Below are 20,981 nucleotides of genomic sequence, written 5' to 3'. Positions count from 1 at the left end.
TATTTCCGCGACTACCCCGTTGTTGCAAAAATGCGACACGATTCATTCATCTGGTATTAATTGAGACGAATTGCGCCGTGGGCCATTGTGCCGACGGCGTTTTTTGGGTTGTTGGCCTCATCTCGGTCCGGCGGACCGATCCAGGGAGCCTCACAATAATGAAAACGTCGCGTACTTTGCTCGTCTCGAGCGCAAGCGCCATTGCGCTATTCGGTGCGAACCTGGCCGCCGCACAGGCTGGCGCGCCGGTCGAAGCAACCCAGACGACCAACCAGGCCGTCGATCCGACGGTCGAACAAGCTGGCGACGTCGCTAGCGGCGACGTCGTCGTCACCGGGTCGCGCATTCGTTCGCCGAACCTCGAATCGACGTCGCCGATCAGCGTCGTTTCGGGCGCCGAGCTGTTCGAGACCGGCCAGGTCGCCGTCGGCGATACGCTGAACGACCTGCCGCAGCTGCGCAGCACGTTCAGCCAGGCGAACTCGACCGCGTTCCTCGGCACGCGTGGAATCAACCTCCTCGATCTGCGCGGCCTCGGCACGCAGCGCACGCTGGTGCTGCAGAACGGCCGCCGCCACGTCGCAGGCGACATTCTGGTCAACGGCGTCTCGCCCGACGTGAACACGTTCCCGACCGACCTGATCGAGCGCGTCGAAATCCTGACCGGCGGCGGATCGTCGATCTACGGGTCGGACGCGATCGCGGGCGTCGTCAATTTCGTCCTGAAGAAGGACTATGAGGGTCTGCAGCTGCGCGGCCAGTCGGGCGTCAGCGCCGACTATAAGGATGCGGGCAACCAGTATCTGTCGCTGCTGGCGGGCAAGAACTTTGCAGACGGCCGCGGCAACGTCGCGATCAACCTGGAATATGCGCATCAGTCGCGTTACTTCGCGGGCGATCGTCCGATCGGCCAGAACGACGCGTTCGTCGTGACCGACACCGACCCGGCCGGCACGGCCAACGGTTCGGACGGCGTCTTCGATCGCACCTATTTTCGCGATATCCGTTCCGCGACGATCTCCGAAGGCGGCCAGCTGGGCCTTGCCCAGTCGCGCACCAACCCGCGCTGCGGCGCGGACGCGCTCGGCAACCCGTTCACCTGCGGCTTCCTGTTCCGTCCCGACGGTACGCTGGCCGCGCAGACCGGGCAGCGCGTCGGCATCGGTCCGAACGGCAACTACATCGGCGGAAACGGCTATTCCGGCCGTGAGCAGCAGCTGAAGCTGCTGGCGCTGTCGCCCGACGTGAAGCGCTATTCGGCCAATCTGCTCGCTCACTTCGAGATTTCCCCGGCCTTCGTGCCCTTCGTCGAAGCGAAGTACGTCCGTACCGAAGCGTTCGGTTCGCAGAGCGGCCCGTTCTTCAACCAGGGCGTCAACCTGGAGAACTCGCCCGGCCTCGCGCGCGATCGCATCCGGCTCGACAACCCGTACCTGACGGCGCAGGCGCGCACCGTGCTGACGCAGAACATTCTGGCGGCCGGCGTCGATCCGAACAGCACCGCGACGACGCCTGCGGCACTGACCGCAGCGCAGCGCGCGGCGATTGCGGACGGATCGTTCCGCTTCGCGCTGCGTCGCAACTTCGTCGAGCTGGGCATCCGCGACGAGCAAATCCGTCGTGAGACGTACCGTGCGGTCGTCGGCGTGCGCGGCGATTTCAACGACGATTGGAACTACGAAATCTCGGCCAACTATGGCGAGCATCGTGAACGCAACATCATCGACGGCAACATCAGCCGTCAGCGTTACCTGCTGGCGGCGGATGCGGTTCGCAACGCAGCCGGGCAGATCGTGTGCCGTTCGCAGATCGATCCGACCGCAGCCGGCGTCGACCGTGCGGGCAATGCAGCGCAGCTCGCCGCCGACGTCGCGGCCTGCGCCCCGATCAACCCGCTCGGCGAAGGCAACATCAGCCAGGCGGCGCGCGATTACCTGACCGTTCAGTCGCGGGCGGAAGGCAAGATCACCCAGTTCGTCGCCTCCGGCTTCGTCGCTGGCGATCTCAGCCAGCTGTTCGAACTGCCGGGCGGCCCGGTGTCGTTCTCGGTCGGCGCCGAATATCGTCGTGAAACCAACTATTACGATCTCGACGACTACACGCAGGCCGGATACGCCTTCTACAACGCGATCCCTTCGTTCGACGCACCCGCGTTCGAGGTGAAGGAAGTGTTCGGCGAATTGCGCGTGCCGATCCTGAAGGACATGCCGTTCTTCCACGAACTGACGATCTCGGGTTCGGGCCGTATCGCCGATTACAAGGGCGCAACGGGTACCGTTTACGCCTACAGCGGCGGCGTGGAGTGGAGCCCGGTCGAGGACATCCGTTTCCGCGGCACCTATTCGCGCTCGGTTCGTGCGCCGAACCTGTCCGAACTGTTCTCCGCACAGGGCCAGAACTTCGCGCCGCTCTTCGTCGATCCGTGCTCGGAGCGTAACATCGCCACCGGTTCGGCGACCCGTTCGGCCAATTGCACCGCAGCGGGCCGTCCGGCCGGCTACGACTACGTGTACCAGTCGTCGCTGGACATCATCAGCGGCGGCAACCCCGATCTGCGTGAAGAAAAGTCGGATTCGTACACCGCGGGCGTCGTGGTGCAGCCGCGCTTCATCCCCGGCCTCTCGATCTCGGCGGACTATTTCGACATCACGGTCGATAACGTCATCACCTCGGTCTCGGCGCAGCAGATCGCCAACCTGTGCTACGATTCGGCGACGCTCGACAATCCGTTCTGCGGCCTGTTCCAGCGCGCTGGCGCATCGGGCGGCGCACGCGGTGAAATTCCCTTCCGTATCCTGGAAGGATCGCTGCTGCAGTCGACGCTGAACTTCGCAAAGCTGAAGGCGCGCGGCGTGGACGTGAATGCGTCCTACCGTCACACGTTCGATTTCGGCCAGCTGAACCTGGGTGCGATCTGGACCCGCACGATCCAGCGCGATTCGTTCACCAACCCGGCGAATCCGGATTTCCAGAATCGCATCCTCGGCGAACTGGGCGATCCGAAGAACCAGGTGAACGTGAACGCGTCGCTGAAGACCGGCCCGATCACCATCGGTTATCAGGGACGCTACATCGGCCCGATGTACCTCAACACGTATGAGGATTATAACGCGCTGAACGGCCTGCCGCCGCAGAACACGGACTATGCGCCGGTCAAGTTCTACACCGAGGTGTTCTATCACGACGTTCGCGTGAACATCGAAGCCGGCGACAAGTTCGACTTCTACATCGGTGTCGACAACGTCGCCAACCGCCTGCCGCCGTTCGGCCTGACCGGTATCGGCGCCGGCTCGGCGATCTACGACATCCGCGGCCGCTATGCCTATGCAGGCTTCGTCGCGAAGTTCTGATCGATCGATCTAGATAACTGGAAGGGCCGGGCTAACCCCCGGCCCTTTTCTTTTGTCGGTTTCGCCTGTTACGGCAAAGGGCATGACCACCCCATTCCCGAGTGACGTCGATCGGCTTGCCGCGGCCGGCGCAACCGGCGACGTCGCCGCGCTGATGCAGCTCGCGGTGTTGCGGATGACGGGCCGGGCGACCGCGCGCGACCTTCCCGAGGCCCGGCGATTGCTGCGCGAAGCGGTGACGATCGGCCATGTCGACGGCGCGTTGATGGAAATCGCGCTGACCGCCAACGGTTCAGGCGGTCCGGCAGACTGGCGTGCGGCGCTCGCCTTGCTGGAGGTGGCGGCGACGGCCGATCCGGTCGCAGCCGCGCAACGCGCGCTGTTGGCTGCGATGAAACTGCGGAAGGATGGCGCACCCGAAACCGCCCCGGTTGGTGCGGCGCTTAGTCAGTCGCCAACCATCAGCCTGTTTCGCGGGTTTCTTACCCCCGCCGAATGTCAGCACGTCGCGTCGGCCGCTTCCGCGGTGATGGAACCGAGCCTCGTCGCCGATCCCGCCACTGGCCGCGCCATCGCCAATCCGGTGCGACGCTGCGACAATGCCGTGATCGGTCCGACGCGCGAGGATCTGGTGGTGCGGGCGATCAACCTGCGCATCGCCGCGGCCAGCGGGACGGCGGTCGAACAGGGTGAATCGTTGACCGTCCTGCGCTACGGTCCCGGTCAGGAATTCAGGCCGCATCACGACGGTCTGCCCGGCGTCGCGAACCAGCGTATCAAGACGATGCTGATCTATCTCAATCAGGGATTCGCTGGGGGCGAAACGCGGTTCATGGCGAACGGACTGACCGTCACGCCACGTGGCGGGGATGCGATCCTGTTCGATAACGTCGATGCGAGCGGCCGGATCGATCCGCGATCACAGCACGCCGGTCTGCCCGTCACACGCGGCGTGAAATGGCTCGCGACGCGCTGGATCAGGGCCGCGCCGCTCGATCCGTGGGCCGCCTAACGCCACAATCGATCGAACCGCGCGCCGAGGCCCGTCAGCAGTTCGTATTGCGACATCCCGGATACGCGCGCGGCGGCGGGGAGGTCGGGGTCGAAGGTGATCCAGTCGCCCTCCCCGACCGCGAGCGCGGCGCTGATGTCTAGCGCGGTCAGATCCATCGATACGCGGCCGATCACCGGCAGCCGCGCATCCCCGGCCCACGCGGTCCCGCAGTCGGAAAAGCCGCGGAAATAGCCGTCGGCATAGCCCAGGTTGACGATCGCGACGGGCGTATCGGCGGGCGCAGTCCAGGTGGCGTTGTAGCCGACGGTCTTACCACGTCGGACGGTACGGCGTTGCAGAATCTGCGCCTCGATCTGCACCACGGGCCGGATCGTGTCGGACAGCTCGCCCCGCGGCACGCCGCCGTAGAGCGCCAGGCCGGGACGCGTCAGGTCGAACGCAAAGTCAGCCCCCAGCGCGATCCCGGCCGAATTGGCGAGACTGAGCCGCCGCGCGTTCGTCCGGCCCGCGAGACCCGCCAGCAAATCGCGCTGGCGGATATTCATCACCGTGTCGTCGTCGGCGCAGGCGAGATGGCTCATCAACGTCTCGACCGTCAGGCCGTCGAGCAGCCCCGTCGCGATATCGTCGACCGATACGCCGAGCCGGTTCATGCCGGTGTCGACCATCACATCGCACGCGCCGCCGTTCGCCGCCTTCCAGCGTGCAACCTGCGCGAATGTGTTGAGCACCGGGCGCACGCCCGGCAGCCCGACCTGCGCCATGTCCTCGGCCCGAACGCCGTGCAGCACCGACACTGTTCCTGGCATTTGACCGAGCGCCACCGCTTCGGCCCAGGTGGCGACGAAGAAATCGCGGCACCCGGCCGCGCGGAGCCGGGCGACCACCGCCCGCGCGCCAACGCCGTATCCGTCCGCCTTCACCGCCGCCCCGCACGCCGCGCGGCCGCTCATCCGGTCGAGCGCACGCCAGTTGGAGACGAGCGCGTCGCCGTCGAGCGACAATCGGCAGGGGGAATCGGTCATCGCGGGCGGCGTTAGACGGCTGCGGGCGCTTTCACCACACCCGCCGTGCCGCGCCGGTCCTCCTTCAACCCGAACAAGGTGACGATCAGCGCCATCGCGACGATGACCCAAGTGTACCAGAGGCCCGCATAGGGATCGCCGGTCTTCGCCACGATATATTGGCTGATGAAGGGCAGGAACCCGCCGAAATAGCCCGTGCCGAGGTGATAGGGGATGGACAGCGACGAATAACGGATCGCGGGCGGGAACATCTCCGACAATAGCGCCGCGACCGGGCCATAAGTGACGCCGGACAGCGCGCCGATCGCCAGGATCGCGACCAGGATCAGCAGCGTGTTCGCCACCGACGGCTTCACCTTCGCCAGATCATATCCGGCCGCGGTCAGCGCCGCGTCGAGGCCGGCGGGCGTGCGATCGGCCACCGGACTGCCGCCGATCGTCACCAGCGTGACCGGCGTCACCGCCTTGGTGTACGCGACGCCCTTCTTCGAGAAATAATCGAGCAGTTCGGCGCACGTATCGGCCTGTTTCGCGGCGAACGGACTATAGTCGCAATGCGGTCCCGACACGACGACCGGCGCGCGCTGTGCGGCGCGCGCAAGGCCCGGATTGGCCGCTGCACCCATCGCCCAGAAGATCGGGAACAGCAGGATCAGCGTCATGACATAGCCGATCACGATCGGCCATTTACGCCCGACCCGGTCGGACAATTTGCCGAACAGAATGAACCAGAACAGCCCGGCAAGCGCCCCTGCCCCCGCAATCAACTGCGCGCTGGTCTCCTCCACCCGCATCGTCGTCTGCAGGAACGACAGGACCGAAAACATCGCGGTGTACCAGATCACCGTCAGCCCGGCCGCAATGCCGAACAAGGCGACGACCATGCGCTTCAGATTGCCGGGATAGGTGAAGCTTTCGACCAGCGGGTTCTTCGCGGTCTCGCCCGCCGCGCGCATCGCCTTGAACACCGGGCTTTCGCTCAACTTCAGGCGCATCCACAGCGAGATCGCAAGCAACAGGATCGAGAACAGGAACGGCAGTCGCCAGCCCCACCCCGCCCACGTTTCGGCGGGCATAACGCCCTTGAAGAACAATACGACCGCCAGGCTGAGGATGAACCCGCCGACGACACCAGCCTGGATGAAACTGGTGTAGAAGCCCGATTTTCCCGGCGGCGAATGTTCCGCGACATAGATCGCCGCGCCGCCATATTCGCCGCCGAGCGCCAGGCCCTGCGCGATCCGCAGCAGGATGATCAGCACCGGCGCGGCCATGCCGATCGCGGCATAGGACGGGATCAGCCCGACGCCCGCGGTCGCGACGCCCATCAGCGTGATCGTCACGAGGAAGGTGTATTTGCGCCCGAGCTTGTCGCCGAGATAGCCGAACAGCACCGCGCCCAGCGGCCGGAAACCGAACCCGACCGCGAACCCGGCCCAGGCGAGCAGGGTCTGCACGACCTCGTTTCCGGCCGGGAAGAACGTCCGTCCGATGATCCCCGACGCGGCGAGTGTGCCGTAGATGAAGAAGTCGTACCATTCGAACACGGTGCCGAGCGACGACGCGGAGATGACGAGCCGTATCTCTCCGGGCGTCGGTGCGGCGGGCGGCGTTTCGGTGTCGGTCATGAAATCCCCTCGCTCCCGGTTTAGCCGCGAGGACCGGGGCGACAAGCGACTTTAGGCTTCGCTCACCAGCAGCTTGTCGATGCGGCGGCCGTCGAGGTCGATCACTTCGAACTTCCAGCCCTGTTCGACGAAGCTCTCGCCCTCCCCCGGCAGATGGCGGAATACCGCGAGCGCTAGACCCGCGACGGTCGCATAGTCGCGGTCCTCGGGCAGGTCGATGCCGAGCCGCTCGGCCAGCGCATCCGCCGCCATCGTGCCCGCGACCAGCAACGACCCGTCGTCACGCTCGACCACGTTCGGACCGTCGTCATGATCCGCATCGCTCGCAAATTCGCCGGCGATCGCGGCAAGCAGGTTCGCCGGGGTCACGATCCCCTCGAAATGCCCGTATTCGTCATGGATCAGCGCCATCGGCACCTCCGCGCGACGGAGAGCATCCAAAGCATCCATAGCGTCGATCTGATCAATCACCACCGGAGCTTTGCGCACCAGTTTCGCCAGGTCGAGCGTCTCCCCGCGGAACAGCGCCATCGCGACGTCGCGCGCCTGCACCACCCCGATCACCGCATCGACCGACCCCTGCGCGACGGGCAGGCGGCTGTGCGGCGTCAGCAGCAATTGCGCGCGGATGCCGGCGTCGTCCAGGCTGACGTCGAGCCAGTCGACTTCCGTGCGGGGGGTCATCACCTCGCGCACGGGCCTGTCAGCCAAACGTACGACGCCGGAAATGATCGAGCGTTCGTGTTCCTCGATCACGCCCGATTTCGACGCTTCCGCGACGATCAGATGAAGTTCCTCTGCGGTGACGTGTTCTTCCGATTCGCGGTTCATCCGGAGCAGCCGAAAGATCAGCGCACTGGTCGCGTCGAGCAACCAGCCGAGCGGCGCGGTGATGATGGCCAGCCATTGCATCGGGATCGCGACAATCGCAGCGATCGGTTCGGGCTTGCGCAGCGCAAATTGCTTCGGGACCAACTCGCCGATGATGAGCGACGCATAAGTGGTCAGGCCGATGACGATCGCAAACCCGAGATTTTCGGCGAGATGCGGCTCGATCCCCCATGCCTCAAGCCGCGCCGCGGTCGGTGCGCCAAGGCTCGCGCCCGAATAGGCGCCCGCGATGATCCCGATCAGCGTGATGCCGATCTGCACGGTGGACAGGAACTTGCCCGGATCGGACGACAAAGCGATCGCCGCCACCGCGCCCTTTCGCCCGGTGCGCGCCATCGCCTCCAGCCGCGCTTTCCGCGCAGAGACGATCGCGAGTTCGCTCATCGCGAACACCCCGTTCAGCGCCACGAGCGCGAGGATGATGAGGACGTCGATCCAGGGGAACGGCGGTAACATGGTCGGATGATCTCTTGGCGGGAAAGCGCCGCGCCCACAACCTCCCGCGTCAGCTATTGTTCAGTGCGCAGGTGGAACAATCGTATCGCGGGCCGTGTTGAGCGGCGCGAACGACACAGAACGACACAAGGGTTCAGTCCACATGCATATCCATTCGAAGTTTCTCACCGCCGCGGCCACCGCCGCGCTGGCATTCACCAGCGCCTGCACCACCGACCCTGTCACCGGCGAGCGCCAAATTTCCAAGGCGGCGATCGGCGGCATCGGCGGCGCGCTGGGCGGATATCTGCTCGGCGATCTGGTCGGCGGTCGGCGTGACCGGACGGAAAAGATCATCGGCGCGGGCATCGGCGGCATCGCTGGCGCAGGCATCGGCGCGTACATGGACAAGCAGGAACGCGACCTGCGCGCCCGCACCGCGGGCACCGATGTGGAGATCACGCGCCAGGGCGACGACCTCTTGTTGAACATCCCGAGCGGGATCAACTTCGCCTATGACAGCGCGACCGTCGCCCCGCAGTTCCAGCGCACGCTGGATCAGGTTGCGGGCGTGCTGGGCGAATATAACCGTACCTACATCGACGTGTACGGCCACACCGATTCGACCGGCAGCGACGCCTACAACCAGTCGCTGTCGGAACGTCGCGCCGGGTCGGTCGCGAGTTATCTGTCGAGCCGCGGTGTGCAGTCGGCGCGAATCGGCACGCGCGGCTTCGGCGAGACGCAGCCGATCGCGTCGAACGAAACCGAGGACGGCCGCGCGGAGAATCGTCGCGTCGAGATCAAGATCGTACCGATTTCGCAGGATGAGGTGCGATAGAGCGGGAAGGATCAGGCTCGTCCTCATCCGTTCGTCCTGAGTAGCGGCTGAGCCTGTCGAAGACGCGTATCGAAGGACAGCGTCCGGGCATGTCCTTCGATACGGGCTTTCGCTTCGCTCAGGCCCTACTCAGGACGAACGGAAGGTGGGAATTCTCGGCGTGAGATGATTGCCGTCAGCGCCGCTCGGCAAAAAAGCTGCGAAGCAACTCGCCCGCTTCGCGTTCGCCGATCCCCGCGAACACCTCGGGGCGGTGGTGGCACGTCGGTTGCGCGAAAAAGCGCGGGCCGTGTTCCACCGCCCCACCCTTCGGATCGCTCGCGCCGTAATAGATGCGTGCAATTCGAGCGTGCGCGATTGCCCCGGCGCACATTGCGCAGGGCTCCAGCGTCACCCACAGATCGCAATCTTCCAGCCGATCGCGGCCCAGCGTAGCCGCAGCCATCCGGATCGCCCGCATTTCGGCGTGTGCAGTCGGGTCGTTCAACGTGCGCGGCGCATTGGCCGCGATCGCAATCACCCGCCCGTCCAGCACCACCACCGCCCCCACCGGCACCTCCCCCGCCGCCGCCGCATCACGGGCGGCGTCGAGCGCGGCGCGCATCGGGGGCGGGAGCGGAAACATCGCGGCGGGGCTACCCTGCCCCGCGCGCCGCCGCTAGCGCGACGTTATTGCGGCGCGGCGGTATTGTCGGCGGGCTTCTGGAGGGTGATCGACGGGACTTCGACGGTCTTCTTTTCGGTGCCTACATTGATCCGCGCGACATCGGCCTCGAATTTCGGCGCCTGGACCACCGCGCGCTGGGTCTGGTCGATGTTGACGAGCCCGAGCGCCATCGCGCCGACGACGACGAGGGAGGCGATGCCGACCAGAACGAGTAATGCACGCATGACCAAATCCCCTTGATACGATAGCGCAACAACGTCGGTGCGACCCGCGGGGTTGCATGGCCCCGCCGGGTTGACGTGCGCCGCCTTCCTGTTTAGTGGCGCACGCTTTCCGGGCAACCCGATATTCAGGACGAAATCATGTCGCGCATCTGCGAGCTGACCGGCAAGGGCCGGCAGGTGGGGAACAACGTATCCCACGCCAATAACAAGACCAAGCGGGTGTTCCTGCCGAACCTGCAGAACGTCACGCTGATCTCCGAATCGCTCGAAAAGAGCGTGAAGCTGCGCGTGTCGACGCATGGCCTGCGTTCGGTCGAGCACAATGGCGGCCTGGACAATTGGCTCGCCAAGACCAGCGACGAAAAGCTGTCAATCAAGGCGCGCCGCCTGAAGCGCGACGTCGTCAAGAAGCGTTCGACGACGACCGCAACTGCGGCGTAACACGCTACTTCGTTCGATGGTGTGACACGGCCTGCCGTCCCCATGGGACGGCGGGCCGTTTCGCGTTTGAGGTCAAACCCGCAGCCGGAATTTCATCAGCAACGTGCGTCGCACCGGCATCGTATCGTTGTCGGTGACGATCCACAGCATCGTGCGCCCCTTCTCTCGCGTGATCGCCAATCCCTCGCAGTTTTCGCTTACCAACGATGACGGCAATGTCGCGATCTCGCGCCCCGTCACCATCACCCCCGGCCGGATCGCGACACGCGGGATGAGCGTGATCTTTGCCGAAAAGGTCAGCGGGAATCGCCATCCCCTGTTGAGGATCAGCAGATCGCCGTTCGGTAGAAGCGCAGCATCGCTCGGATCATATCCCTTCGGCGGGCGGTAGCCGAAGGACGACACCGTGGTGCCGAGCGCCGTCGGATCGCCGGAGAAGATCAAGCCGCGTCGCGCACCGCGCCGCTGCGCGCGTTCCGCGATCACAATGAATCGCCCATCGCGCAGCCGAACCAGCGATTCAGCCCCGCTATTCATGCGCCAGTTGGCCATCGCGCGCGGCTTTTCAAAAGCCTCGGCGCGCCCAAAGCGCGCGCTGTAGCGCCAGATCGCATTGGCGCGCTCGAACCCGACCCACGCCTGTCCCGTCGCCGGATCCAGCGCCATCGATTCGCTGTCACGGTCCTGCTTTTCCCAACCCGTACCCGGCCCGTCGGGCAGATAACTCGATCGCACGTCCTGCAATCGCCCACCGCGAACCGCAAAGTGCAACAGGTTCCCGCCATCGCTCAACAGCGAGGCGCGACCGTTGCGGATCGCGATCGCCGAAAAGCCGCCGAAAGCGGGGGCATAACTGGACAGTGCCAGCGCGCCGACAGGCTCCAGCGCGCCGAGAAGCCGCGGCCAGCCGCTTTCGGGCGTCCAGGTCCGCGCGCGCACCGCGCCGTCGCGATCGAGCAACGGCAGCCGTTCCGCCCCAGTCCACCCCGGGACGAACAACAGTATCAGCAGGATCGACCAGAGGATGCGCATCGCCGCCGCTTACACGCTTCATCCCTGAACGAACGATAACGAGCGCATTCAGCATCGGTTCGCGGCGAATCGGGCAGAACCCATTTCATCGAGACGGCATCCGCCGCTTCGAAAACGATTTCGTCACGGGAGACGCTACGATGTTCAAGCAGCTTTCACTCGCCGGCGCCGCCCTCGCAATGGGCGCGGCCGCTATGGTCCCAGCCACCGCCGACGCGCAGCGTTACTACGGCGACCGTTACGAGCGCGGTTATGACCGTGGCTATGACGGTTATGACCGCGGTTACGACCGTCGCGACTATCGCGATTACCGCGGCAACGATCGGCGCTACAACAACCGCCGCTATCGCAACCAGCGCTGCAACAGCGGGACGACGGGCACGATCGTCGGCGCGATCGCCGGTGGCTTGCTGGGCCGCACGATCGACAGCCGCGGCGACCGCGCGCTCGGCACGGTGCTCGGCGGCGTCGGTGGCGCAGTGGCCGGCAATGCGATCGGGAAGTCGAACAACCCGCGCTACTGCCGCTAACCTTCTACCAGTTTAGCCGTCCTGTGACGGCTTCCGAACTCCCTCTGGTCGCGTATCGAGGGCGCGGGCCGGTCTTCCGAAAGGAGGGCTGGCCCGTTGTTTGTGCGTAAGGGTCGGCTTGCCTATATCGCCGGACGCGGCCTAAGCGCCGTGATCCACCCTTACGCAAAGGCCCATCATGTCCGCCATGTTCCGCATCACCTTGCCCGACGGTTCCGTCCGCGAGGTTGCGCCCGGAACTACCCCCGCGGATGTCGCAGCGGCGATCGGGCCGGGGCTGGCCAAGGCGGCGCTGGCGGCGAAGATCGACGGCGAGGTGCGCGACCTGAACCGGCCGTTCGAGCGCGATACGAATCTGGCGCTGGTCACCGCGCGCGACGAGGCCGACGCGCTGGAACTGACGCGACACGACTTGGCGCATGTGATGGCGGAAGCGGTGCAGCATCTGTTTCCGGGCACGCAGATCACGTTCGGTCCCGCGACCGATGATGGCTTCTATTACGATTTCGCGCCGAAGGATCGGCCGTTTACCGACGAGGATCTGCCTGCGATCGAGGCCGAGATGCGCGCGATCATTGCTCGCAACGAACCGTTCGTGCGCGAGGTCTGGACGCGCCAGCAACTGATCGATCGCTGGAACCAGCAGGGCGAGACGTTCAAGGCCGAATGGGCCGCCGAACTCCCCGAGGGCGAGGAACTGACGATCTATCGCCAAGGCGAATGGCTCGACATGTGCCGCGGGCCGCACATGGCCTCTACGGGCAAGCTCGATCCGCAGGCGTTCAAGCTGACGCGCGTATCGGGCGCCTATTGGCGCGGCGATCAGAAGAACGCGATGCTCAGCCGTATCTACGGCACCGGCTGGCTGAACAAGAAGCAGCTCGACCAGCATCTGTTCCGGCTGGAGGAAGCCGCCAAGCGCGACCACCGCAAGATCGGTGCGGAAATGGACCTTTTCCACCTCCAGTCGGAGGCGCAAGGATCGGTGTTCTGGCACCCGAAGGGCTTCATCCTGTGGCGGCAGTTGGAGGCGTATATGCGTCGCCGTCTCGATGCTGCCGATTATGAAGAGGTCAAGACGCCGCAGCTGATGGACGCGCGCCAGTGGGAGCAGTCCGGGCATTGGGGCAAGTACCGCGAGAACATGTTCGTCGTGCCCGACGAAATCCCGAATACCGAGGATGAGGGCGCGGTGCTGTCGGGCGAAGGCGATCTGATGGCGCTGAAGCCGATGAATTGCCCGGCGCACGTCCTGATCTTCAAACAGGGGATCAAGAGCTACCGCGACCTGCCAATCCGCATGGCAGAGTTCGGCTGCTGCCACCGCAACGAACCGCACGGCGCGCTGCACGGGATCATGCGGGTGCGGCAATTCACGCAGGATGACGCACATATCTTCGTGCGCGAGGACCAGTTGATCGGCGAGGTCCGCAAGTTTTGTGACCTGCTCGATTCGGTGTATCGCGATCTTGGGTTCGAGAAATATGCGATCAAGCTGGCGCTGCGGCCCGAGAAACGTTTCGGTTCGGACGCGATGTGGGACTGGTCCGAACAGTCGCTGCGCGATGCGGTCGCCGCGGCGGGTCGCGACACGCAGGAATATGGCTGGGAGGAACTGCCCGGCGAGGGTGCCTTCTACGCGCCGAAGCTGGAGTTCCACCTGACCGATGCGATCGGGCGGACGTGGCAGGTCGGCACGATCCAGACCGACACGGTGCTGCCCGAACGGCTCGACGCTGCGTACATCGGGGAAGACGGCAATCGCCATCGCCCGGTAATGCTGCACCGCGCGATCCTGGGCACGTTCGAACGCTTCATCGGCATCTTGATCGAACACCACGCGGGGCGCTTTCCGTTGTGGCTCAGCCCGGTGCAAGCGGTGGTCGCGACGATCGTGTCGGATGCGGACGATTACGCGGAGACGGTCGCGGCCCAACTGCGCGCGGCGGGGCTGCGGGTCGAAACCGATCTGCGCAACGAGAAGATCAACTACAAGGTGCGCGAACATTCGCTGGCGAAGGTTCCGAACCTGATCGTCGTCGGCAAGCGCGAGGCAGAGGAAGGCAAGGTCGCGCTGCGGACGCTCGGCAGCCAGGCGCAGACGATCCTGACGCTGGACGAGATCGTGACGCGGCTGCGGAACGAGGCGACCCCGCCCGATCTGATAACTGGCACCGCCGTGTGACAAATATGACGCGTCTTGTGCGGATACGACACGCAACGCCGGACATATAATGACACGCTGCCCCCTCTCGGCGTAATAGTGCCGAGACGGCCGCAAAAGGTCGCGATCGGGAGGGGAATGCCATGCGTCGTTCGATGCTGTCGTTGTGCCTGTTGTCGTCCGCGACATTCCTGACCATTTCACCCGCGGCGGCGCAGGACGCGCCGCCGGCGGTGCCGGACACCCCGCTAGACGCGACCGACCCGGACGAAGTGCTGGTCACCGCGACGAGAAGGACGGAGGCGCTGTCCGACGTCCCGATCGCGATTTCGGCGGTGACCGGCGCGACGCTGCAGAATACCGGCGCGACCGACGTGCGCGCGCTCAATCAAGTCGCACCGTCGCTGCTGGTGTCGGGCGCGACGAGCGAGGTAAATTTCTCCGCACGCATCCGCGGGATCGGCACGGTCGGCGAGAATGCGGGCCTCGAAAGCTCGGTCGGGCTGTTCATCGACGGCGTGTATCGCAGCCGCACCGGCGTCGGCCTGTCCGAACTGGGCGATATCGAACGGGTCGAGGTGTTGCGCGGACCGCAGGGCACGCTGTTCGGGCGCAATTCCACCGCGGGACTGATCAACATCGTCACCAAAGGCCCCGAACTCGGTCAGTTCAGCGGCAAGGGATCGGTCAGCTACGGCAACTACGACTTCTGGCGCGTCGACGGCGCGCTGAATGCACCGCTCGGCGAAAGCGCGGCGGTGCGGGTCGACGGCGTGTGGCAGCAGCGCGACGGCTTCATCAAGAACGTAACGCCGGGCGAACCCGACATCAACGACCGCGACCGCTGGCTGGTGCGCGGGCAAGTGGCTTTCGAACCGACAACAGATCTGAAGATCCGGCTGATCGGCGATTATTCGAAGCGCGACGAGAATTGCTGCGGCGGCGTGCTGCTGGGCCCGGTACGCAATCTGACCCGTCAACCGGACGGGTCGGTAGCGCAAAGCCCGAACACCCTGCTCCCGCTGTTGCTGACGCTGGGATCGAACAATCCGCTGCCCAGCGATGGCCGTTTCGTGCGCGCGCAAGCGACGACGCCGGGCACCACATACCGTTCGGACAGCAAGGATTGGGGCGTGTCGGGCGAGGTGAACTGGAATCTTGGCGGCGCGTCGCTGACCTCGATCACAGCGTATCGGGACTACAAGAACAAGCAGGGGCAGGACGGCGATTTCAACGCGCTGGGCATTCTGGACCGATTCAACCTGGATCGCCGCTTCCGCCTGTTCACGCAGGAACTGCGGCTTCAGGGCGAAGCGTTCGACGGGCGGCTCGACTGGTTGGTCGGCGGCTATTATTCGAACGAGAAGCTGGATGTGTCGGACGATATCCGCTTCGGCAAGGATTTCGAGAAATACGCCAATTGCACGCTGTTCGGCAGCGTGCTGCCCGGTGCGGTGCTGCCGTCCAACGCATCATGTGTGAACGTGCCCGTGGTTCAGGCCACGATCGCCGGACTGAACACGTTGCCCGCCAACGATCCACGGCGTGCCAACATCGGCCTGTTCAGCGCGCTGATCGCCAATCCCGCGCGTCCCGGTTTCGGATCGATCGCCGCGGCGCTGGGCCAGCCCAACCTTGCGATCAACGGTACCGGCAACAACGGCAGCTCGTTTCGGCAGGACAGCGAGAATTACGCCATCTTCACGCACAACAGCATTGATATCATTCGCGATATGCTGACGCTGACGGTCGGCGCACGCTATACGAAGGAAACCAAGGATCTGGCAGCGGCCGCCAATTTCACCAACACGATCTGTTCGCTGATCGTCAATTCACCGTTTCAGGCGCTCGCGGCACTCCCCTGCGCGATCAACGGCAGCGCGCCCAGCCTTCCCGCGGGATCGGATGGCACCCGTTTCAAGGATGACGAAGTGACCGGTACGGTTGTGCTGTCGTTCAAACCGGTCGACAGCGTGCTGATCTACGCCTCCGCATCGAAGGGGTATAAGGCGGGCGGGTTCAACCTGGATTATTCCGCGCTCGATCGCAATTGTTCGATCACCGCGGGTTCGGCCGCCCAGAATGCCGCCTGCGCGACGCTACGCGCGCTGCCCGCCAACACGCAAGGCAATGGTCGCGCCGAAGCCAGCGACCTGCGGTTCGAAAGTGAAAAGGTCGATGCGTATGAAGTCGGGCTGAAGTGGAACGGCTCTGGCATCGACATCAATCTCGCCGGTTTCTACCAGAAATATACCGATTATCAGCTCAACACGTTCAATGGTGTGAACTTCGAAGTCACCAACGTGCAGGGGTGCAAAGACGATCTGAACGGCGCGGACCGCGATGCGTCGCCAATCACGGGCGGCTGCTCATCCGAACGACTGCGCCCCGGCGTGATATCGAAAGGTTTCGAGATCGAGGCGTTCCTGCGGCCGGTGCGCCACCTGGCGGTCAACATGGGACTGACCTACACCAATGCGTCTTATCGCAGCGATCTGGTCGGTACCCGCGGGCGCCCCCTGTCACCGGTGCTGTTCCAGTTGCCCGGCAACAACGTATCCAATTCGTCAGACTACGCGGCGACCGCCGGGATCAGCTGGACCCCGCCGATCGGGGACTCCGGAATGACCGGCCTCGTCTATCTCGATACGCGTCTGCAAAGCGACACGAACACCGGCTCCGATCTCGACATCGAAAAGGTGCAGGACGGCTTCGTCGTGGTGAACGGCCGGATCGGCCTTTACACCGACAAACGCCGGTTCGGCGTCGAACTGTGGGGCCAGAATCTGCTGAACAAGAAATTTTTCCAGATCGGCGCGGATATGCCGCTGCAGGGAAGCGGCACCTACGCATCGGTCGCATCGCCCGCGTCGAGCGGCTTTTCGGGCACAGCCAACCAATTGTTCGTCGGTTTTCCGGGAGAGCCGCGGACCTACGGCATCACGGTGCGCGGCAGCTTCTAGACACGACGTTTCATGCCCTCGACCGCTGCCCGGAAGCGAGCGGCGGCCGTTCGCGTTTCGCACCTTCCGATTTGGTCGCGAAGCACCTATATAGAACGTTCAGACAAGAGCAGGAGAATCCCCCATACGTCCTCCCACGATGCGCCGGCCAAACCAGGCGCCGCCGATGAACGGCCCCCGCTTCAACGAATGGATTCAAAGCCAGAAGGTTCGCGTGATCGATCACGAGGGCGAGAATCTGGGCGTGATGTTCACGCGCGAAGCGATGGAGCAGGCGAAGGAGGTCGGGCTCGATCTCGTTGAGGTTTCACCCAACGCCGACCCGCCGGTGGCCAAGTTCCTCGACGTCGGCAAGTTCAAGTACGAGGCGCAGAAGAAAGCCAACCTCGCGCGCAAGTCGCAAAAGACGCAGGAGATCAAGGAGATCAAGATGCGTCCGAACATCGACGACCATGACTATGACACCAAGATGAAGAAGGTCGTCGAGTTCATCGGCGAAGGCGACAAGGTGAAAGTCACCATGCGCTTCCGAGGTCGCGAGCTCAGCCACGGCCAGCTCGGCATGGCGGTTCTGCAACGTGTGCAGGCCGACACAATCGAGATCGCCAAGGTCGAGGCCTATCCGCGGATGGAAGGGCGCCAGATGCTCATGGTCCTGTCGCCGAAGTAAATTTTTTCGCGTTTCTGCGTGAAGCGGGCCGTGCGTCGATGCGACGTGCGGCCTTTTTCTTGTGTGCCGTAGCGTCAAGCGTTCGCAGCGTTATGGCCGAACCGGTCTCTTCGTGGCCATAGCGCGACACCCCCATTCGAAAACCCATTCGACAACAAGAATAATCTCGACGTCCACGCCTGACGCTCTAATCGCGCTCTCAATACCTAATGTTCAAAAAAAGCCTGGGAGAGCTGGTAGCGATGCGTCTGACCAAAATTCTGCTGTCGAGTGTTTCGATCGTCGCCGCCGTTCCGGCCATCGCTCAGGTCGAACCCGCCGCGCCCGCCGCCCAGCCCGCGCCTGTCGCGCAGGAGGCTGCCCCCGCCGCCGATGACAATACGCAGGACATCGTCGTCACCGCGCAGGGCCGCGCGCAGGCGCTGGCCGACGTGCCGGTCGCGATCTCCGCGGTGAATGCCGAGAGCCTCGCATTGTCGGGCGCGAACGACATCCGTCAGCTGAACCAGCTCGCGCCGTCGCTGCTCGTGTCTTCGACCGGTTCGGAAGCCAACGGCAGCCCCCGCATCCGCGGCATCGGCACGGTCGGCGACAATCCCGGCCTGGAAAGCTCGGTCGTGGTGTTCATCGACGGCGTGTATCGCTCACGCTCGGGTATCGGCCTGAACGAACTCGGCGAGATCGACCGGATCGAAGTGCTGCGCGGACCGCAGGGCACGCTCGGCGGCCGTAACTCGTCGGCCGGTCTCATCAGCATCGTCAGCAAGAAGCCGTCGTTCGAATTCGGCGCGACCGGCGAAGCGACCTATGGCAATTACGACTTCATGCGTCTCTCGGGCAGCGTCACCGGCCCGATCACCGAGAAGCTCGCGGCGCGGATCGACGGCGTGTACGTCAAGCGTGACGGCTTCTACCGCGACGAAACCAACGACACCGACGTCAACAACCGCGATCGCTATTTCGTTCGCGGCCAGTTGATGTTCGAGCCGACATCGGATGTCAGCTTCCGCCTGATCGGCGATTACAGCCGCCGCACCGAAGCGTGCTGCGCGGCGACCTATGTCGACAACAGCGTCAATCCGGCGATCGGCAACCTCAACAATCCCGCCACGCCGCTCACGACCGGCCTCGCGAACGGCAACAACATCATCAACGTGCTGCGCGACCTGGGTCAGAACCTGGGCGCGTTCAACCAGGGCTATTCGCGCGACATCTCCGTCTCGCCGGGCCGCAACTACGAAGGCACGACGCAGGATTGGGGCGTGTCGGGGCAGCTCGACTGGAATCTGGGCGGGGTCAATCTCACGTCGATCACCGCCTATCGCGATTACTACAACACGCAGGGGTCGGACACCGATTACGGTTCGGTCGATATTCTGTTCAACGCTGCCGATGGCAACAACCGTCGCCAGTTCCGCACCTTCACGCAGGAATTGCGCCTTCAGGGCAGCCTGTTCGACGACAAGCTCGACTGGCTGATCGGCGGCTTCTATTCGAACGAGAAATACCGCGGAAAGAGCAACCTGCGCTTCGGCAGCCAGTACGGCCGCTTCGCGACGTGCCGCATCATCTCGGGCGGCGGCCTGGCCGCCCTCTATTCGCCGACCAGCACGGGTTGCGTCGCGCCGGGCGTCGGCCCCGCGACGTTGGCGTCGCTAGGCCCGGACATTGCGGCAGGCTTCGTGACGCTGGACGGGATCAACAATCGCGGGTCGACGGTCGACCGCTACAGCCAGAACAGCCGCAGCTTCGCCGCGTTCACGCATAACATCATCCACCTCACCGACCGCGTCGACCTGACGCTGGGCCTGCGCTACACCGACGAGCGCAAGCGTTTCGCGGCGACCTTCGGCAACGACAACACCGGATGTACGACGCTGCAATCGTCGCTGACCGGCGCATTGACCAGCACGAACGCGACACGACGCGCGTTGGCCGCCGCCCTCATCGGCCTGGGTTGTCAGGGCAACTCGACCGCCGAACTGAACGGCGTCAGCATCAAGGACAAGCGCGCCGAAGACGAGTTCACGGGTACCGCGATCCTCTCATGGAAACCAATCGACGACCTCCTCGTGTATGGCAGCTTCTCGCGTGGTTATAAGGCGGGCGGGTTCAACTTCGACCGCTCGGCGCTGAAGACCCCGATCGCGCTTAACTCGGCAGGCGTTCCGACGACGACCTTCGCCGCATTGGGCGGCGCACAGGCGCTCGTGCAAAACCTTCAGTTCGAGCCGGAAAAGGTGAATGCGTTCGAAATCGGCGCGAAATATTCGACCGGTCCGTTCAGCCTGTCGGTCGCCGGCTTCCGCCAGGAGTTCAAAAGCTTCCAGCTGAACACGTTCGACGGCACCGTGTTCATCGTGCAGAACGTCAACGGCTGCACCGAAAGCCTCAACGGCGGCGATCGCGATCAAAGCAAGTTCGCCGCCGCACCCAACTTCAACGCCGGTGCAGCCGCGACGGGCGCGTGTGCAGCGGACAACGTCGGTTATGGCGTCGTGTCGCAGGGCGTCGAACTCGAGGCGTCGCTCGTTCCTATCCGCGACTTCCGCGTTTCGGCGGGCATGACCTATGCTGACACCAAGTACCGCGACAATCTGGTCGGCAACAATGCCGGCGGACCACTCAACCAGGCGCTGCGCAAACTGCCGGGCGATAATCTGTCGAACGCGCCTGAACTGGTGGTGACCGGTTCGGTCGCGTGGACGCCTGACCTGGGCAGCAGCGGCCTGTCGGGCCTGTTCTATGTCGATACGCGGATGTCGAGCGACTATAACACCGGCTCCGACCTGTTCGCGCAGAAGGAGCAGGACGGGTTCGCGCTGTTCAACGCGCGCGTCGGCATCCGTGGCCCGAACGAAGCATGGGCGGTCGAATTCTGGGGCCAGAACATCTTCGACAAGGACTATGCGCAGGTCGCTTTCAACTCGCCGTTCCAGGAAGGCGCGGCTACCGCGTCATTCCAGGATCCGCAGTATCCGGGCGGCCGTCAGATCTTCTCGCAGTTCCTTGCCGAACCGCGCACCTATGGCGTGACGTTGCGCGGCAAGTTCTGATTGATTGAACTGAGAAAAGAGGCCGGTCCGCTCATCGCGGGCCGGCCTT

The 20,981-nt window shown here is 64.4% G+C and carries 15 protein-coding genes; 9 read left to right on the top strand and 6 right to left on the bottom strand.

All coding sequences use genetic code 11. The features are described from left to right. Window positions 1-158 precede the first annotated feature (158 nt). Window positions 159-3,350: a TonB-dependent receptor domain-containing protein gene (locus M0208_RS18085; RefSeq protein ID WP_258893056.1), complete on the top strand. Its 3,192-nt coding sequence runs from the start codon at window positions 159-161 to the stop codon at window positions 3,348-3,350. An 82-nt stretch (window positions 3,351-3,432) separates the two neighbouring features. Further along, window positions 3,433-4,362 carry a 2OG-Fe(II) oxygenase gene (locus M0208_RS18080; protein ID WP_258893055.1) on the top strand — a complete coding sequence of 310 codons (930 nt, stop codon included), beginning with the start codon at window positions 3,433-3,435 and terminating at the stop codon, window positions 4,360-4,362. Here M0208_RS18080 and alr read toward each other — a convergent pair. The 3 genes from alr to M0208_RS18065 are packed head-to-tail and all read right to left on the bottom strand — an operon-like array spanning window position 4,359 to window position 8,365. Beyond that, window positions 4,359-5,390 (bottom strand): alanine racemase, encoded by a 1,032-nt coding sequence (gene alr, locus M0208_RS18075; RefSeq protein WP_258893054.1) that lies wholly within the window; start codon window positions 5,388-5,390, stop codon window positions 4,359-4,361. The genes M0208_RS18080 and alr overlap by 4 nt on opposite strands. Before the next feature lie 11 nt (window positions 5,391-5,401). Beyond that, window positions 5,402-7,018, bottom strand: a complete 1,617-nt coding sequence (locus tag M0208_RS18070; RefSeq protein WP_258893053.1) for an MFS transporter — start codon at window positions 7,016-7,018, stop codon at window positions 5,402-5,404. 51 nt (window positions 7,019-7,069) lie between these two features. Continuing rightward, entirely contained in the window at window positions 7,070-8,365 is a 1,296-nt protein-coding gene (locus M0208_RS18065; RefSeq protein WP_258893052.1) for a hemolysin family protein, read from the bottom strand. A gap of 142 nt (window positions 8,366-8,507) precedes the next feature. On the opposite strand from M0208_RS18065, the gene M0208_RS18060 reads away from it, so the two are divergent. Beyond that, window positions 8,508-9,185 (top strand): OmpA family protein, encoded by a 678-nt coding sequence (locus M0208_RS18060; RefSeq protein ID WP_258893051.1) that lies wholly within the window; start codon window positions 8,508-8,510, stop codon window positions 9,183-9,185. 175 nt (window positions 9,186-9,360) lie between these two features. Here the strand turns inward: M0208_RS18060 and M0208_RS18055 are convergent, their stop codons facing one another. Both M0208_RS18055 and M0208_RS18050 read right to left on the bottom strand, forming a co-directional pair. Beyond that, complete coding sequence (locus M0208_RS18055) at window positions 9,361-9,789, bottom strand: nucleoside deaminase (protein WP_258893307.1); 429 nt, start codon at window positions 9,787-9,789, stop codon at window positions 9,361-9,363. Between the two features lie 65 nt (window positions 9,790-9,854). Next, on the bottom strand, window positions 9,855-10,076 hold the full coding sequence (locus M0208_RS18050; protein ID WP_258893050.1) for a hypothetical protein: 222 nt from the start codon (window positions 10,074-10,076) through the stop codon (window positions 9,855-9,857). Window positions 10,077-10,214: 138 nt separating this feature from the next. Here M0208_RS18050 and rpmB point away from each other — a divergent pair, with 138 nt between their 5' ends. Then, a complete protein-coding gene (gene rpmB / locus M0208_RS18045; protein ID WP_258893048.1) occupies window positions 10,215-10,517 on the top strand; it encodes a 50S ribosomal protein L28 in 303 nt (100 codons plus the stop codon). Between the two features lie 72 nt (window positions 10,518-10,589). Here rpmB and M0208_RS18040 read toward each other — a convergent pair whose 3' ends face one another. Next, window positions 10,590-11,549 carry an esterase-like activity of phytase family protein gene (locus M0208_RS18040; RefSeq protein WP_258893047.1) on the bottom strand — a complete coding sequence of 320 codons (960 nt, stop codon included), beginning with the start codon at window positions 11,547-11,549 and terminating at the stop codon, window positions 10,590-10,592. A 140-nt stretch (window positions 11,550-11,689) separates the two neighbouring features. Here M0208_RS18040 and M0208_RS18035 point away from each other — a divergent pair, with 140 nt between their 5' ends. The 5 genes from M0208_RS18035 (at window position 11,690) to M0208_RS18015 (ending at window position 20,932) form a co-directional block, all read left to right on the top strand. Next, entirely contained in the window at window positions 11,690-12,079 is a 390-nt protein-coding gene (locus M0208_RS18035; RefSeq protein WP_258893046.1) for a glycine zipper 2TM domain-containing protein, read from the top strand. Window positions 12,080-12,257: 178 nt separating this feature from the next. Further along, window positions 12,258-14,264 (top strand): threonine--tRNA ligase, encoded by a 2,007-nt coding sequence (gene thrS / locus M0208_RS18030; RefSeq protein WP_258893045.1) that lies wholly within the window; start codon window positions 12,258-12,260, stop codon window positions 14,262-14,264. Window positions 14,265-14,386: 122 nt separating this feature from the next. After that, window positions 14,387-17,206 (top strand): TonB-dependent receptor, encoded by a 2,820-nt coding sequence (locus M0208_RS18025; RefSeq protein WP_258893044.1) that lies wholly within the window; start codon window positions 14,387-14,389, stop codon window positions 17,204-17,206. A 139-nt stretch (window positions 17,207-17,345) separates the two neighbouring features. Continuing rightward, on the top strand, window positions 17,346-17,876 hold the full coding sequence (infC, locus tag M0208_RS18020; RefSeq protein WP_258893043.1) for a translation initiation factor IF-3: 531 nt from the start codon (window positions 17,346-17,348) through the stop codon (window positions 17,874-17,876). 242 nt (window positions 17,877-18,118) lie between these two features. Beyond that, complete coding sequence (locus tag M0208_RS18015; RefSeq protein WP_258893042.1) at window positions 18,119-20,932, top strand: TonB-dependent receptor; 2,814 nt, start codon at window positions 18,119-18,121, stop codon at window positions 20,930-20,932. Window positions 20,933-20,981 lie beyond the last annotated feature (49 nt).

The organism is Sphingomonas sp. SUN019, assembly GCF_024758705.1.
Classification (GTDB): Bacteria; Pseudomonadota; Alphaproteobacteria; order Sphingomonadales; family Sphingomonadaceae; genus Sphingomonas.
Note: the sequence above shows the minus strand (reverse complement) of the source record. Positions and strands in the feature narration are given on the sequence as shown.